Here is a 16,220-nt window from a genome sequence, read left to right as displayed (position 1 = left end):
GATGACAACACCTAAACGATACGAACTGGAAGATGCTCAGTGGGACCGAATCAAAGGATACTTCCCGCCATACCGGACTGGCCGTCCATCAAGCCTAGACAACCGTACCGCCCTCAACGCTATCCTCTGGCTCATGCGCAGCGGGGCTCCTTGGCGTGATCTACCTGAACGCTATGGCTCTTGGAAAACGGTGTATAGTCGCTTCCGAGCCTGGGTAAGTTCAGGCTTGTTCGAACAGGTTTTTCTCGAATTGATTGACGATCCCGACATGGAAAACTTGAGCTTAGATTCAACGATCGTTCGAGCGCATCAAAAGGCCACTGGGGCAAAAAAAACGCCGAATGTATGGTCGAAAATCAAGCTATTGGACTAAGTCGAGGTGGCCGAACGACCAAGATTCACGCACTCGTTGACGGATTAGGGAATCCCTTGGGTTTTCGCCTAACAGGTGGTCAAGTACATGATAGCCAAGTTGCCAGTGAGTTGCTGGAAGGCTTCGATATTTCTCAATCAAATATTATCGCGGATAAAGCCTATGGCACCGCGAAACTTCGCCAGTATATTGAAGATAAAGCAGGCGTCTATACCATTCCGCCAAAGGAAAATACCAAAGACAAGTGGACCTGTGATTACCACGTTTATTGTGAGCGCCATTTGATTGAGAACTTCTTCAATCAGTTGAAGAACTTTCGTAGGATTGCAACGCGTTATGATAAGCTCGCTCATGTTTATCTGGCTACGGTCTACATTGCCTCAATTTGCATCTTACTTAAGTAGTTTTCAGACGGACCCTAGTGAACATGATGATCAACTCCTTTATTTAGTTACTATAATTATTATATAAAAACAGCTATGCTAGACGCCAGTTTTCTGATTGCAAACTTTTTCAGAAAAAATTAACAAATCGCTAGTAAGTTGGCCGGGTATCGACTATAATCAATTCTGCGCCTAATTGCAGTGTTTTGTGATTTTAAAGGTGAGCATAAGTTCGTTAAAGCGCGTCGTACCGGCGCTGACTTCTGTAAAGTAAATTAGGTTGACAAAGATTTTCGGGAAAGTTATAATTATTCTCGTTGCATTAGGAGGAAACTTCAATGAAATGGTCTTTACTTGAATTAGAAAAGTATCGGCAAGAGCCTTTACCACTTGCAGACACGCTTGATTTAAAGGCAACTTTGATCGAACGTGATCCGCAGATCATCGACGTGAGTCCGATTCAGGTTTCTGGTTTGATCTCATTGGATCAGGAAACAATCACGACCTACGTCAAGATGAAGGGAACATTAACATTGCCATCGACACGTTCGCTTAAGCCAGTTGCGTTACCATTAGATTTTGACTTTACGGAATTTTATGTACCAGCTGATCAGCGCAAGCGAGCAGAGCTTGATCAAGAGGACACCGTGATCGTTTTAGAGAACGCGACCTTAGATCTCGATCAGGCAATTGTTGATAATATCTTGCTGAATATCCCAATGCAGGTGTTGACTCCTCATGAACGTGAGGATGAAGCGGATATGCCTAAAGGTAATGATTGGCAGGTTATCTCTGAAGATGCCTACGATCAGTTACTGGAAGCGCGTAAACAACAAGTTGATCCACGTTTTGCTCAACTAAAAGGTTTATTCGACGAATCAACCGATAAGTAATGTAAAACGAAAATATTTTAAGGAGGTGGAATTTAATGGCTGTACCAGCAAGAAGAACCTCAAAGACGAAGAAACGTATGCGTCGGGGACACATTAAATTAGCAACGCCTAACTTAAGCCCATGCCCAAACTGTGGTGAATTACGCGTATCTCATCACGTTTGCCCAAGCTGTGGCTTCTACGATGGCAAACAAGTTGTCAATACAGGTAACACTGCAAACTAAGACAGACCTGTTTAAAAAGCATTAGCGGCCATGGCGCTAATGCTTTTTGCTTACTCAAAATTATTTATAGCGGATAATTCAAGAGCAGTTTGCCTTTTATTTAGTAAGTTTTTTTGATAGGATAGAAGTTGTTAAATAGATACAAGGGGGCACAAAGAAATATGGAAAAGCAAACACCACAAATTGGTGTCGTTGGTATGGCGGTCATGGGCAAAAACTTGGCTTTGAACATTGAAAGCCGTGGTTACACCGTCGCCATCTACAACCGGACAAGTTCTAAAACCGAAACGGTGGCTAAGGAACACGCCGATAAAAAATTAGTGCCAAGTTACAGCATTCAAGATTTCGTGGCTTCATTAGAAAAGCCACGGCGGATCATTTTGATGGTCAAAGCAGGTGCTGGGACTGACGCAGTCATTCAAGAATTATTGCCATTATTGGATAAAGGTGATGTCTTGATCGACGGCGGGAATACTTTCTTCAAAGATACAATGCGGCGCAATGCTGAATTAGATAAATCTGGCATCAACTTCATTGGTATGGGCGTTTCTGGTGGCGAACTTGGTGCGCTACAAGGCCCTTCAATGATGCCTGGTGGTCAAAAAGAAGCTTATGATCTCGTTGCACCAATCTTCGAACAAATGGCTGCTAAAGCTACTGATGGTGCACCTTGTGTCACTTACATTGGGCCAAACGGTGCTGGCCATTACGTGAAGATGATTCATAACGGTATCGAATACGGCGATGAAGAATTGATTGCTGAAAGTTACCACGTCTTGCATGAATTGGTTGGTCTGTCCGTTGATGAAATTGCAGCCATTTTTGATGACTGGAATAAAGGCGAACTTGATAGTTACTTGATCGACATTACAGCGGATATTTTGACGCGTAAAGACGATCTAGGTACTGGTAAGCCGATCGTTGATGTCATCTTAGATCGGACAGCTAACAAAGGTACTGGTAAATGGAGTTCTGCTAATGCCCTTGAATTAGAAATTCCGCAATCCTTGATCACAGAATCCGTTTATGCTCGTTATATTTCTATGATGAAAGACGAACGGGTCAAGGCTAGCAAAGTATTACCTAAACCAGTTGGCAAGGTTGACTTTGATAAAACTGAAGTTGTTGAAATGATCCGTAAGGCATTATACTTCAGTAAGATCATGAGTTACGCCCAAGGTTTCGAACAAATGCGGATCGCTTCTGATCATTATGATTGGAATTTAGACTACGCTAATATTGCGCGGATCTGGCGTGCGGGTTGTATCATTCGGGCGCAATTCTTGCAGAACATCACTGATGCTTACGAAAAGGATCCCCAATTGCAAAACTTGATGTTAGATGATTATTTCTTGAACATCACTAAGCAATATCAAGAATCAGTACGTGATTTAGTTGGTTTAGCGGTTAAAGCCGGCGTTCCTGTCCCTGGTTTTGCTGCTGCAATCTCTTACTTCGATTCTTATCGTTCCGAACGCTTGCCTGCTAATATCATCCAAGCTGAGCGTGACTACTTCGGTGCCCACACTTACGAACGGACTGACCGTGAAGGTAGTTTCCATTACCCATGGTATGAAGAACAATAATTGGTTTTTACGAACACAAAGTCGATTTGGCTTTGTGTTTTTTTATTAATGAGAATTTGCTAAATGCGCGGGATGAAAGCATTAGTAGCTTTTTTTACAAAAGAATGGTAAAATACTTAGCTGTATGAGTATTGTTATTAGGCGATTTTAAGTGTAAATATAATTAAATGCGAATTAACTAAATGTTCTTTGAGGAGTTGTCAAACTGAATGAGTAAAGTTCTAATTATTGAAGATGAAAAAAATCTAGCCCGCTTCGTTGAACTTGAATTGAAACACGAGGGCTACGAAACAACGGTCCACTATAATGGTCGGACTGGTTTAGATGCTGCTTTAAGTAGTGACTGGGATGCTATTTTACTTGATTTAATGTTGCCTGAATTAAATGGGTTGGAAGTCTGCCGTCGTGTACGTCAAGTCAAAAACACACCGATCATCATGATGACCGCCCGTGATTCAGTGATTGATCGTGTTTCTGGGCTTGATCATGGGGCTGATGATTACATCGTTAAACCATTTGCAATTGAAGAATTATTGGCACGTTTACGGGCCTTATTACGCCGCATCGATATCGAAGGCGAACAAAATAACGCAAAGCAAACTACTGTTTCTTACCGTGACTTAACGATTGAAAAAGAAAATCGTGTGGTTAAGCGGGGTAACGAAACGATTGATTTGACTAAGCGGGAATATGAATTACTTTTGACTTTGATGGAAAATGTCAACGTGGTCTTAGGTCGTGACGTTTTACTTAACAAAGTTTGGGGCTACGAAAGCGAAGTTGAAACCAACGTTGTCGATGTTTATATTCGTTATTTGCGTAATAAGATCGACCGTAAAGGTGAAGAAAGTTACATTCAGACGGTTCGTGGCACTGGGTATGTGATGCGCTCGTGATGACAAACCAAGAAAGTGATCCGAATCAAGTAAAGCGGGCTCGACGCTTCTCCTTAAAGTTGAAGTGGGCGTTGGGTGCCGCTTTTGGTATATTCATTGTCTTTGCGGTGTTTGCGATTCTATTATTTAGTCGCTTTACTGCGATCATGATGAATCAAGAGGAAACTAATCTAAAAGATACGATGACTTTGGTGGTTGAACGGCTGAATAATCAGTCTAATACACTGACACGCAAAACGGTTTTACCGTATTTACGGCCTGATCTAGCCACGACCTCGGATCCGGTACCGAACCGCGATGCTAACGCTAAAGATAATATCTATACAGATTCGATCATCGTTAAATTAGCGCGTGAAGACGTTACCGTTAGTATTTATAACCCGCAAGGCAAGGAAGTTTATGCTTCCCGGAATATCAATACTAAGTTCAAACGGACAGCGGCAATCAAAATCTCACGGGAAAAGGTCGGCACACAGGATGGGTTTATTGGGCGGCGGCCGATCCATTCCCGGACTAGTGGTCGGGTGATCGGCTATGTCCAAGTAACTAGCCAACTTGGCACTTTGCGTAAAGATCAACATCAGTTATTAGTCGCTTTTTACATTTTAGGGGCGTTTGCCTTTTTCGTTAGTGGATTGATCGGCTATTTATTGGCGGTTTATTTCTTGAAGCCACTGAAGGCGATGACAGAAACGATTGATATTATCAATCGCGAACCACAATCGGTTGAACGGATCGCGAAAACGCAGCGTAACGATGAACTAGCTGATTTAACGGATCTATTCAATGATATGCTGGATCGCATGCAGCGCTACATTGAGCAGCAAGAAGAATTCGTTGAAGATGTTTCTCACGAATTGCGGACACCGGTGGCGATTATTGAAGGTCATATGCAAATGCTTAATCGCTGGGGGAAAGATGACCCAGAAATTTTGAGTGAGTCGATCAGCGCCTCGTTGCAGGAAATTACGCGGATGAAGAGTTTAGTGCAGGAAATGCTGGATCTATCGCGGGCAGAACAGGTTGATGTTCATTATCCTAACGCATTGACGGACGCTAAAGAAGTCGCCAATCAGGTTTTTGGTAATTTTAAACTGATCCATCCGGAGTTTACTTTTACGTTGGATGATGATTTAAAGGCTCCCACCGTGATTAAAATTTATCGGGATCATTTTGAACAGATCTTAATTATTTTGATGGATAACGCGGTGAAATACTCACAAAAGCGTCAGGAAGTGCATTTATCGATCTCGCGCAATGAACGTAATGTTGAAATTGCGGTGCAGGACTTTGGTGAGGGAATCGCGCCGGAAAATATCGATCGTGTCTTTAATCGCTTTTACCGGGTGGACAAAGCTCGTAGTCGCGACAAGGGCGGCAACGGGTTAGGCCTATCGATTGCTCAACATTTAGTTGAAAGCTATCACGGTGACATTCGTGTCGAAAGTGTGCTTGGCAGTGGGACGATTTTTCGAGTAACGTTCCCAATTGTTAGAACATTGGCGCCAGGTGAGTCATTGCTCGATCTAGAAAATAAAACTGGTGCGACCACTACGCCAACTGAGTAAATTAAAAAGCATTGTCAATTGAGTTTAGCGCTCAACTGGCAATGCTTTTATTTTATTATTTATGATGTTGTTGCTTGCCGGCATTCCGATTGCGTTTAGGTTTGCTTTCAGTTGCCTGAATAGGTTTCGGTTTCGGCGTGATCACGGTCTTAGCTACTGGCTTAGGCGGATTTTTCTTAAGATCTGCCGCCACCTCAGCTTTGATCCGTGGCATATAGTAGAAGTTGGTGATCAGGGTTTGGAAAATCGCCAAGATCCCACCGGCAAAGAAGTAGAGGCCTAAGCCAGCTGGGGAAACTAATGCGATGAAGAAGGTCATCACGGGACTCATCATCATCATTGTTTGCATCTGCTTCTTCTGGCTAGCCGGTAAGCCAACTAAGGAGAGATAACCCTGCAAGACGTAGGTTAATCCAGCTAGAATGGCAATGATCAGGTTGGTATGTCCCAAACTAATTCCTAAGAACGTACTTTTGAAAATGGCTGGACTGTATTGGATCGCCATATACAAGGCCGAGAATACAGGCAACTGGATAAGTAATGGTAAACAGCCAATACCACCAGTCATGCTGACGCCATTTTCTTTCATAGTCGTCATCATTTCTTGACTTAAAGCAGCTTTTTCTTCGGGCGTTGTTGCCGCCGCTTGCCGTTTTTGAATATCATCTAATTGCGGCTTAATGGCTTCGCGCCGGTGCTGCTGCCTTAACGTACTCTTTGATTGGCTGAGCATCAGTGGTAATAAGACTAAACGCACGATCAAGGTGATCAATAGAATCGCCCAACCGTAGTTAGGTGGATTACCAAATAATTTAGCAATCCAAGTGATCAAGTGTTGCATTGGTAAGCCTAACCAATGATAGATTGGCCCATAAAGAAAGCCAGTTGGTGGTGTTCGATGGGTTTGTGTGTTCGTACAAGCAGACAATAATAGCGTTAATACCGTGAAAAGTCCACCATAACTGAGCAGACGTTTAATTCGCTTCATGTTCGTGGTTTAGTTCCTTTCTACTTCACAATTAAGGTTGATTTATTAGCAAAAGATGCTAATAAATGCTGATGTTACGGGCGCTGACCATTCAACTAAGGCGTAGCCCGCCAAGATGAAACATGGCTAAAGTTACCTTTGTGGTACACAAAAGCCTTGATATTAAGATTTCTGACCTTATTCGTGACGAAACCAAATAAAGCCTCTTACTACTATACTTGAAGCGACGGTATTTTTCAATCAGTCTTTGGACTGGTGTAGCAAATGATTTGAGCGTTATCACTAGATTATTTAATTCGTCACCGCAAAATCGCGGTAAACTTTGTCGTCACTTAGTTCAACTAAGTCAACGCGGGTCACTTTGGCGTATGGTGAGGGGCCTTTTTTGACGACTTGAATGAAATCACTCACTTCGCGGTCAGTGCCACGAGCTTCGATGTAGACTGTGCCATCTAATAAATTACGTACTAAACCAGTAACCCCAACTTTATCGGCGACCATTTTGGTGGCATAACGAAAGCCGACGCCTTGTACGCGACCAAAGACCGTTAAACTTACTCGACGCATATTGATTCCTCCTAGCTCAAAATGATAGTTTTTTGTGTTTTATTTTAATGTTGATTTTGTTATGGTTAAGTACTGACGCATACTTATTATATGAAATTTTGGCGGCTAGTACCAGTCTATCGCAGTGTCGCTACGTTAAGCGTGCTATACTTAATTAAAATAGAATTAGATGTAAAAGGAGATCTAGCATGACCTTAATCACCAGTTCAAAAAATGATTTGATCAAAACATTACGTAAGTTGACCCGTAAGAAAAATCGCGAAGAGCAGCAACGCTATTTATTGGAGGGCGTTCATTTAGTGCGGGAAGCATTGAATGCTCAGCAGCAGATCACTATGATTTTAGCCACAGAGGATTTTCAAGCAGCAGCGTGGCTACCTAATGATGTCCCGACCTATTGGTTAAAACCAGAGGTGGCCCACACACTGAGCGCAACTGTGACCACTCAGGGTATCTTTGCGGTACTGCCATTGCCTGAGGCTAAATTGCCTCAGACCTTCACTGGTAGTTGGCTATTATTAGATGGTGTACAAGATCCTGGCAATATCGGGACGATGGTACGAACGGCTGATGCTGCCGGTTTAACGGGTGTTGTGTTAGGCGAAGGTAGCGCTGATCTTTTTAGTGCCAAAGTGTTACGTTCAATGCAGGGTAGCCACTTCCATATTCCAATTTATCAAGGCGATTTAGCGGATTGGGTCACGGAATTAAAGGCAGCACAAGTGCCAGTTTATGGCAGTGAACTCAATCCAGCGGCCGTCGATTTTCATCAAATTCCCGCACAGCCTAATTTTGCTTTGATCATGGGCAATGAGGGCAACGGGATGCAAGCTGAGTTATTAGCGCAAACCGATCAGAATTTGTATATCCCGATCCAAGGTCGTGCTGAGTCGCTAAACGTGGCGATTGCTGCCGGTATATTACTGTTTCAACTCAAAAATTAAGAATAGGTTACGTTGTAGGTAAATTTCTAGCCAATACGGAATAAATGGGTTATGCTAGCGGTGTTAGAAGTTGAGATCACATTTTAATGTTTAGTCAGTCTGTCGTTACGCTAAGTCTTAACTTAGCTGATTTTATATAAGAAAGGCAGCCATTGAATGACCAAAAAACTTAACTGGCAAGATGATCAAGCCTACGTTGATGAAATTGCGGATTTATTAGCAACTGATGCGGTTCAGCGTTTAGCCGATTATACGCAGCACCATTTTTCCAATCGCTTGGAGCATTCGTTGAATGTTTCTTATCGTAGCTATTTGATTGCAAAAAAAATGCATTTAGATACGCGAGCGACTGCACGTGGTGGGCTACTGCATGATCTATTTTATTATGATTGGCGGACGACTAAGTTCGATATGGGCACGCACGCCTATGTTCATCCGCGGATTGCATTACGTAATGCTGAAAAATTAACCGAATTATCTAAAAAAGAAAAAGACATTATTATTAAGCACATGTGGGGAGCAACTATTGCGCCACCACGCTACATGGAAAGCATGATCGTGTCGTTGGTCGATGATTATTGCGCCATTGATGAATATGCTTTACCAGAATTGCAAAAATCTAGCCATGGTTTAAAGCAACGAATCATGAAATTAACCGCAAAAATTGGCGAATAAAAAAGTTATGGCATAATTGTCATAACTTTTTTATTTTGGTTATTATTAAAGTGGTCGATTGCCCAAATCAGTTCGGATCGTAAGTACATCGGTTTTAGCATTACGGGTGACGTAGTCGGTAACGGATCCAGTCAAAGTCCGCGTCAGTGCATTTTTACCAGTTGCGGCTAAAATAATCAAATCAACTTGGTGATCACGTTGAAACTCGTAAGCGATGATTTTGCGCGGATTGCCAAAACGAATGTGAATGTCACAGTCGGTGACACCAAGTTGTTTAGCCTCTTGCTGTAAAACTTTAAGATAATTTTCTGTTTGAGCGAAAATTTTTTGGGTAAAGTCATCGTCATCTGGTATTGGCCGGAAATCATAATTTTTATTCCAAATATCCAACACGTTTAGCAGTAGTAGGTGCCCGTGGTTAAGTTTAGCGATTCGCAGTGCCTTTGCAAAAGCCTGTTGTGCTTGTGCAGAGCCATCGACGGCAACTAAAATATCATGATAATTTTGTAACATTCACATATCCCTCCTAGCAAGCAATAGAATATAAAATGAGTTTATAAAGCAGCCTGACTGATTAGATAGTCGCTGATTTTGTTTTAAGTATAACATTTTTCAGAAAAGTAGCGAAAATTTTGTCATGACTTGTTCTTTCACTTTACTTACATCAAGTAAGTGTGCTAAACTATCTGCGAGGTGAGAACTATGACAGAAAAAGCGGTAACTGACTGTCAGACCAAGCAATTTCAATTATGTCCAAAATTTCAAAAGACGTTCACAATTTTAGGCAAAAAATGGAATGGTTTGATCGTTGATGTCTTGTTAGAAGAGGGAACGCAACGCTTTAAGGACTTGGCACAAAAGGTACCAAAGTGTTCCGATCGTGTCCTAGTTGAGCGCTTGAAAGAATTAGAACTGGAAGGCATTGTTGAGCGGCAAACTTATGCTGATTCAGCTTTGATCGAATATGCTTTGACCGAACAAGGTCAAGATCTTAAACAAGTGATGGATGCCGTTCATGGCTGGGCGGATACTTGGTTGGACGCAGAAGAATGCGTTAAGGAATTAGCCTAAACTATTGACGAAAAAGTCGGGTATGTTAGAATATACCAAGAAAGACGTTGATGGAAAATAGTAAACGTTCCGGCTCAGTACAGAAAATCGTTTAAATGTTGGAAAAACGATCACGGCTAAACGTTGAATTCACTTCCGGAGTCGACTTTGGGCGTAAATACAAAAAAAGTTCCGGCACAGACCGTTACCCTGACTGAGTGTATAAGTGATTTCGATTGCTTATGAACTAGGGTGGTAACGCGATGCCTCGTCCCTTGAATTTAGGGATGGGGCTTTTTTTATACCCCAATATATAAATTATCCACTATTTGTGGAGTAGAGGAGTTTAATTTATGAGTAGTTTACAAGATAAGTTAGTTGCCTTGCAAAAGCAGGGTATCAAAGAAATCGAAAAAAGTGACGACTTAAAGCAATTAAATGATATTCGGGTTAATTTGCTTGGTAAAAAAGGACCAATCACCGAAGTTTTACGCGGTATGCGTGATTTAGCTAAGGAAGAACGTCCTGCTGTTGGTAGTTTTGCTAATAAAGTGCGCGATGCGTTGACTGAATCGATTGAAACACGCAAACAAGCATTAGAAACAGCCAAGATTGAACATCAATTAGCTCAAGAAAAATTGGATGTTACTTTACCAGGTACCCCAGTTAAACAAGGCACGCACCATGTGATCATGCAAACGGTGGAAACTTTGGAATCAGTTTTCTTAGGGATGGGCTTTAAAGTCGTCTTAGGTTATGAAGTCGAAGAAGAAAAATATAATTTTGAAAAGCTGAATATGCCGAAAGATCATCCCGCTCGCGATATGCAAGATACATTCTACATCAATAAAGATATTTTAATGCGGACGCATATGTCACCAGATGAAGCGCGGACGTTGGAACAACATGACTTCAGTACAGGCCCAATGAAAATGATCGGCCCTGGGCGCGTTTACCGCCGCGACACTGATGATGCTACCCATTCACATCAATTCTTCCAAATGGAAGGCCAATATATTGGCGAACATGTGACAATGGCTGATTTGAAGGGTACTTTGTCCTTTGCCATTCGCCAATTCTTTGGTGCCGAACGAAAAATTCGTTTCCGACCAAGTTATTTCCCATTCACGGAACCATCAGTAGAAGTTGATATTTCCTGCTTCAAATGTAACGGCGTGGGCTGTGATGTCTGCAAACATTCTGGTTGGATCGAAGTATTAGGTGCGGGTATGACTCATCCGAACGTATTGAAGGCAGCGGGCGTTGATCCAGTTAAGTACGGCGGTTTTGCTTTTGGTCTGGGGATCGATCGTTTTGCAATGTTGAAATACGGCATCGACGATATTCGGCAATTCTATCAAAATGATATTCGCTTCCTCAGTCAATTTACTGAAGCATAACGGCTATTAAAAATAGTACACGAGTTATTAGAAACCATCCTTAATTGTGAAGTAGAAAGGAATTTGCTCCTCATGAAAATTTCATATAATTGGTTAAAAGAATATGTTGATCTAAATATGTCGGCGGAAGAGCTGGCTAATAAAGTCACCTTAACTGGGATCGAAGTTGATGGTGTGATTCATCCTGATGCTGGTTTGAAAAAAATTGTGGTTGGTTATGTTGAATCAACTAAGCCACATCCAGATTCTGATCATTTACAGTTGTGTCAAGTTCAGATCAGTCCAGAAGAAACGGTACAGATCGTTTGTGGTGCGCCTAACGTGGCTGCTGGTCAAAAAGTGATCGTTGCCTTACCTGGTTCACGAATCGCCAACAATGAAAAAATTAAAAAAGGTAAATTACGTGGTGAAATTTCTAACGGTATGATCTGTGCCTTACAGGAAATTGGTTTCAGCGATGATGTGACACCACAGGCGTACGCGGATGGTATCTACGTTTTACCCGCTGATGCTGAAGTTGGTCAGCCAGTTTATGCTTACTTGGGTATGGACGACGCTATTTTAGACTTGGAGATCACGCCTAATCGGGCTGATGCTTTAAGCATGCGCGGGGTTGCCTATGAAGTTGCGGCTATTTATGATGAACCAGTCCATTTTCCTGCGGTTGACTTAAAGGAAAGTGAAAAGCAAGCTAGTTCAGTTTTACAAGCGAAGGTTGCTGATCCAACTGATGCACCTAGTTACAATCTACGGGTGATCGAAAATGTGACGATCAAACCTAGCCCATTGTGGTTACAACGACGATTATGGAATGCTGGTATTCGGCCAATCAATAACGTAGTTGATATTACCAATTTGATCATGATCGATTATGGGCAGCCACTACACGCTTTTGATTACGCCAAAATTGGTGGGCAAACGATCGAAGTGCGGCGGGCGCAAGCTGACGAATCATTGACAACACTAGATGGTAATGACCATGATTTGACCACGGATGACATCGTGATCACCAATGGCGCTGATGTATTGAACTTAGCTGGGGTCATGGGTGGCTTAGAGTCTGAGATTACCACTGAAACTAAAACCGTGATCTTAGAAGCCGCTGTTTTTGAACCAACGCACATCCGTAAAACGGCGCAGCGTTTTAATTTACGTAGTGAAGCTTCTTCGCGTTTTGAAAAAGGTGTCAACACTGGGGCTGTGTTAGCAGCGCTAGATGAAGCTGCAAACTTGATGGCTGAATTAGCTGATGCGACTGTTTTAGCCGGCCGCGTATCGCCGACGGTTTTAGAACCAAAGGAGACAGTGGTTAATGTATCGACCCAGCGAATCAATCAAGTGTTAGGAACAACAATCAGCACTGCTGAAGTGCAAGCAATTTTTGTACGTCTCGGTTTTGGGGTCACTGAAGCTGACGGTAAATTTACGGTTAGTGTTCCAGCTCGGCGTTGGGATATTGCTATCGAAGCAGATTTGATCGAGGAAGTTGCCCGTCTTTATGGCTATGATCGTTTGCCAGAAACTTTGACGGCTAGTGCGTCAACTCCTGGTTTATTAACGCCACGGCAGCAATTGATCCGCCGGTTGGAAAGTAAATTGGAAGCTAATGGGTTAAGTCAGGCCTTAAGTTATGCGTTAACCACCGCCGATAAAGCGGCTGCGTTCCGGTTGACTAATAGTGAACCGACTAGTGTGGATTGGCCGATGACGGTTGACCACGCGACATTGCGAATGAACTTGGTCAGTGGTTTGTTGGACAATTTAGCTTATAATGCTGCACGCAAACAACAAAATGTCGCGTTATACGAACAAGGTCGTGTGTTCTTGAAGCAACATGCTACCACTGTACGCCCACACGAGTTGGAGTATTTGGCTGGAGCGATCACCGGTGATTGGCAAACGGCAGCGTGGAATCAAACCGCGCAACCAATTGATTTTTATCAATTAAAAGGGATCGTTGAAGCTGAATTAGCAGAATTTAATTTAAATGAAGGGCCAGAATTTGTGGCCACGGCACGCCATTCAGATATGCATCCAGGACGGACGGCTGATATTTTGGTTGGCAGTCAAATCGTTGGTTTCTTAGGTCAAATTCATCCACGAGTGGCTAAACAATATCGTTTACCGGCCACGTACGTCTTCCAATTAGATTTAGAACAATTACTAGGTTTAGATAGCCAAGCCGTTGTTTACCAGCCAGTCCCACGTTATCCAGCAATTACCCGTGACGTTGCGCTAGTTGTTAATGAAACGACGACTAATGCAGCACTAGAAGCGACAATCCAAGCACATGGTGGGGCTTATTTGACTAAGGTTCAGCTATTTGATGTTTACGCTGGACATCATATTGAAGCCGGCAAGAAGTCATTGGCCTACACATTGACTTATCAGAATCCGGCTGATACACTGACCGATGATCAAGTTAATGATGCTTTTGCCAAAGTCGTCAGTGCCTTGCAAGACGAACATGATGCAACAATTCGTTAAGCGGAGCTTAGTAGTAATTGCTAATGTGGTGGTAGTTTCCAGCACACGCTAAATTTAACGATTTTATTAATTTCACGATGGACAGGTGCATTTAACTAGATTTTTTTGTATAATGTTTAAGGCATTGTACAAAAATGTCGGGCAAGTTTGTTTGCGCGGAAAGCACAGCCAGCAACTTATCAGGCTTGTATTAGTAAATAAGGGAGGTTTTGCTTTGGCTAAACGTAGCGGGAATCAGCCTGACCATCAAAGCAAAGATAAACAGCAACTCGAATCTGACGCTGAACAATTAGCGGAGGAACGCGTGGCTGAAAAAAAAGTTGTCGATAAAATCGTTTATTGGATCGTTGGTATTTTGGTATTATTAGTGGTGATTATTGGTTTATTGGGCTTTAACTACGTCCATTCATCACTACAGCCTTACGATAAAGATAATAATAAAACGGTAGTTGTTAAAATTCCGATCGGTGCGACTAATAAGCAGATTGGTGCAATTCTGGCCAATGAAAAAGTGATCAAAAGTGCCATGGTCTTTAACTATTATGTTAAATCGCACAATTTTTCCGAATTTCAAACCGGTTTTTATAATTTGAAACCGTCAATGTCGTTAGCCGAGGTTACTAAGAAGTTGGCTGACGGCGGGAGCCAAACAAGTCAATATCGTGTCCTGATCAAAGAAGGGGCAACGGTGGAGCAAGTTGGGACCGCAGTGGCTAAAGCCACACATTTTTCTAAGCAGGATTTTCTTAAGTTAATGAAAGATCAAACTTACATGAAGCAATTGGCAAAGAAATATCCGAAGTTGTTAAGCTCATCAATGGCGCAAAAGGACGTTCGGTACCACTTAGAAGGTTACTTATATCCCGCAACCTATGATTATTATCAAGGGATGAGCTTAAAGGAATTAGTGAATGCGATGGTCGAGAAGACTGATTTGGTCATGCAGTCGTACTATAAGCAGATCAACGCCAAAGATCTCACCGTGCAAAAAGTTTTGACACTGGCTTCATTGGTTGAACGTGAAGGTAATAACTCAACTGATCGGGCTAAAATCGCCGGGGTCTTCTTCAACCGGATCGATGCTGGGATGCCATTGCAATCAGATATTTCTGTGATGTACGCTTTAAATACGCATAAGAAACATTTGTATAACAAGGATCTAGCGGTTAAATCGCCGTATAACTTGTATAAGAATAAAGGTTATGGCCCTGGACCGTTTAATAATCCAAGTAAGGATTCGATTCAAGCAGTCTTGAACCCGACGGATCGGGCCCAAGATTATCTCTACTTTGTTGCGGATCTGAAGACGGGTAAAGTTTACTACTCACAAACATTTGAAGAGCATACTTCTACCAATAGTGGGATTCAGACTAAAAACGGCGATAATAATTAGGCTTAAAACAGTCAGGAATATTCTTGGCTGTTTTTTGCAACGTAGTTAGAGCAAATTTTAAGATTAATCTTTTTTGGAGGATGAATAATGACGGAAGCACAACCAGCTAAGCCGATCGTTATTGGGGTTACCGGCGGAACTGCCTCGGGCAAAACCACTGTTTCTCATGCGATCTTTGATCATTTTGCGGATAATTCGGTTTTATTATTAGAACAGGATGCTTATTATAATGATCAGTCGGAAATGACTATGGCACAGCGTAAGGCGGTCAACTATGACCATCCGTTGGCTTTTGATACACCACGTTTGATCAGTGATCTAAAGAAATTATTGCAGTATCAATCGATTGAAAAGCCAGTTTATGACTATAAATTATTTAATCGTAGCAGCGAAACTATTCTACAAGAACCTAAAGACGTGATCATTCTTGAAGGAGTTTTGATTTTAGATGATCCGCGGTTGCGTGATTTAATGGATATTAAGGTCTTCGTGGATACTGACGATGATGTACGGGTTATCCGCCGGATCGAACGAGATATCAAAGAGCGCGGTCGTACTTTAGAAAGTGTGATCACACAGTATTTGACGACGGTCAAACCAATGTATCATCAGTTTGTGGAGCCAACTAAGCGGTATGCCGATCTGATCGTACCTGAAGGCGGCGAAAACCAAGTGGCGATCGATCTGTTAGTGACAAAAGTACGTTCAATCTTGATGCAGCGCGGTAAATAATTTCCTGTTAGGTTATTTACAAGTTGAAAGTAGCGTGGTACGCTTGTTGGCGTAAAAAAAT

16 protein-coding genes and 1 other annotated feature are annotated in these 16,220 nt (G+C 42.3%); of the genes, 13 read left to right on the top strand and 3 right to left on the bottom strand.

Annotated elements, in window-relative coordinates; all coding sequences use genetic code 11:
* Position 1 precedes the first annotated feature (1 nt).
* The 6 genes from LC20001_RS08715 to LC20001_RS08690 all read left to right on the top strand — a co-directional run bounded on the left by LC20001_RS08715 (position 2) and on the right by LC20001_RS08690 (position 5,923).
* Positions 2 to 777 (top strand): IS5-like element ISLpl3 family transposase gene (locus LC20001_RS08715; RefSeq protein WP_086989537.1). Its coding sequence is split into 2 segments (ribosomal slippage): positions 2 to 326 and positions 326 to 777, totalling 777 coding nucleotides; the frame shifts between segments, so codons are not numbered across the junction.
* A gap of 317 nt (positions 778 to 1,094) precedes the next feature.
* Positions 1,095 to 1,649 (top strand): YceD family protein, encoded by a 555-nt coding sequence (locus tag LC20001_RS08710; protein ID WP_003680172.1) that lies wholly within the window; start codon positions 1,095 to 1,097, stop codon positions 1,647 to 1,649.
* A gap of 35 nt (positions 1,650 to 1,684) precedes the next feature.
* Entirely contained in the window at positions 1,685 to 1,873 is a 189-nt protein-coding gene (gene rpmF / locus LC20001_RS08705; RefSeq protein ID WP_010011023.1) for a 50S ribosomal protein L32, read from the top strand.
* 161 nt (positions 1,874 to 2,034) lie between these two features.
* Entirely contained in the window at positions 2,035 to 3,459 is a 1,425-nt protein-coding gene (gene gndA / locus LC20001_RS08700) for an NADP-dependent phosphogluconate dehydrogenase (RefSeq protein WP_010011024.1), read from the top strand.
* Between the two features lie 209 nt (positions 3,460 to 3,668).
* Positions 3,669 to 4,355, top strand: coding sequence for a response regulator transcription factor (locus tag LC20001_RS08695; RefSeq protein WP_010011025.1), 687 nt, complete (start codon positions 3,669 to 3,671; stop codon positions 4,353 to 4,355).
* Complete coding sequence (locus LC20001_RS08690) at positions 4,355 to 5,923, top strand: HAMP domain-containing sensor histidine kinase (protein ID WP_010011027.1); 1,569 nt, start codon at positions 4,355 to 4,357, stop codon at positions 5,921 to 5,923. The genes LC20001_RS08695 and LC20001_RS08690 overlap by 1 nt, the downstream gene beginning before the upstream one ends.
* Before the next feature lie 55 nt (positions 5,924 to 5,978).
* Here LC20001_RS08690 and yidC read toward each other — a convergent pair whose 3' ends face one another.
* Together yidC and LC20001_RS08680 are read right to left on the bottom strand one after the other, a co-directional pair.
* Positions 5,979 to 6,911 (bottom strand): membrane protein insertase YidC, encoded by a 933-nt coding sequence (gene yidC, locus LC20001_RS08685; RefSeq protein WP_010011028.1) that lies wholly within the window; start codon positions 6,909 to 6,911, stop codon positions 5,979 to 5,981.
* 291 nt (positions 6,912 to 7,202) lie between these two features.
* Positions 7,203 to 7,478 carry an acylphosphatase gene (locus LC20001_RS08680; protein ID WP_010011030.1) on the bottom strand — a complete coding sequence of 92 codons (276 nt, stop codon included), beginning with the start codon at positions 7,476 to 7,478 and terminating at the stop codon, positions 7,203 to 7,205.
* A 188-nt stretch (positions 7,479 to 7,666) separates the two neighbouring features.
* On the opposite strand from LC20001_RS08680, the gene LC20001_RS08675 reads away from it, so the two are divergent.
* Positions 7,667 to 8,422 (top strand): TrmH family RNA methyltransferase, encoded by a 756-nt coding sequence (locus tag LC20001_RS08675; protein WP_010011031.1) that lies wholly within the window; start codon positions 7,667 to 7,669, stop codon positions 8,420 to 8,422.
* A gap of 156 nt (positions 8,423 to 8,578) precedes the next feature.
* Positions 8,579 to 9,097: an HD domain-containing protein gene (locus tag LC20001_RS08670; protein ID WP_003680165.1), complete on the top strand. Its 519-nt coding sequence runs from the start codon at positions 8,579 to 8,581 to the stop codon at positions 9,095 to 9,097.
* A 45-nt stretch (positions 9,098 to 9,142) separates the two neighbouring features.
* On the opposite strand, the gene LC20001_RS08665 is transcribed toward LC20001_RS08670, so the two are convergent.
* Complete coding sequence (locus LC20001_RS08665) at positions 9,143 to 9,610, bottom strand: universal stress protein (RefSeq protein ID WP_010011032.1); 468 nt, start codon at positions 9,608 to 9,610, stop codon at positions 9,143 to 9,145.
* Positions 9,611 to 9,799: 189 nt separating this feature from the next.
* On the opposite strand from LC20001_RS08665, the gene LC20001_RS08660 reads away from it, so the two are divergent.
* The 5 genes from LC20001_RS08660 to udk all read left to right on the top strand — a co-directional run bounded on the left by LC20001_RS08660 (position 9,800) and on the right by udk (position 16,159).
* Positions 9,800 to 10,168: a winged helix-turn-helix transcriptional regulator gene (locus LC20001_RS08660; RefSeq protein ID WP_010011033.1), complete on the top strand. Its 369-nt coding sequence runs from the start codon at positions 9,800 to 9,802 to the stop codon at positions 10,166 to 10,168.
* A 38-nt stretch (positions 10,169 to 10,206) separates the two neighbouring features.
* Positions 10,207 to 10,426: a binding site (T-box leader), on the top strand.
* Positions 10,427 to 10,500: 74 nt separating this feature from the next.
* On the top strand, positions 10,501 to 11,547 hold the full coding sequence (pheS, locus tag LC20001_RS08655) for a phenylalanine--tRNA ligase subunit alpha (protein WP_003680007.1): 1,047 nt from the start codon (positions 10,501 to 10,503) through the stop codon (positions 11,545 to 11,547).
* A gap of 72 nt (positions 11,548 to 11,619) precedes the next feature.
* Positions 11,620 to 14,034: a phenylalanine--tRNA ligase subunit beta gene (gene pheT, locus LC20001_RS08650; protein WP_010011034.1), complete on the top strand. Its 2,415-nt coding sequence runs from the start codon at positions 11,620 to 11,622 to the stop codon at positions 14,032 to 14,034.
* A gap of 214 nt (positions 14,035 to 14,248) precedes the next feature.
* Entirely contained in the window at positions 14,249 to 15,427 is a 1,179-nt protein-coding gene (mltG, locus tag LC20001_RS08645) for an endolytic transglycosylase MltG (RefSeq protein ID WP_003680008.1), read from the top strand.
* An 87-nt stretch (positions 15,428 to 15,514) separates the two neighbouring features.
* The gene (gene udk / locus LC20001_RS08640; protein WP_003680010.1) at positions 15,515 to 16,159 is read left to right on the top strand and encodes a uridine kinase; all 645 of its coding nucleotides are present in this window, start codon (positions 15,515 to 15,517) and stop codon (positions 16,157 to 16,159) included.
* The last annotated feature ends 61 nt before the right edge of the window (positions 16,160 to 16,220 follow it).

Source organism: Loigolactobacillus coryniformis subsp. coryniformis KCTC 3167 = DSM 20001, assembly GCF_002706425.1.
Lineage (GTDB): Bacteria > Bacillota > Bacilli > Lactobacillales > Lactobacillaceae > Loigolactobacillus > Loigolactobacillus coryniformis.
The sequence above is the reverse complement of the archived record's forward strand: the minus strand, read 5'-3'. Positions and strand labels throughout refer to the sequence as shown.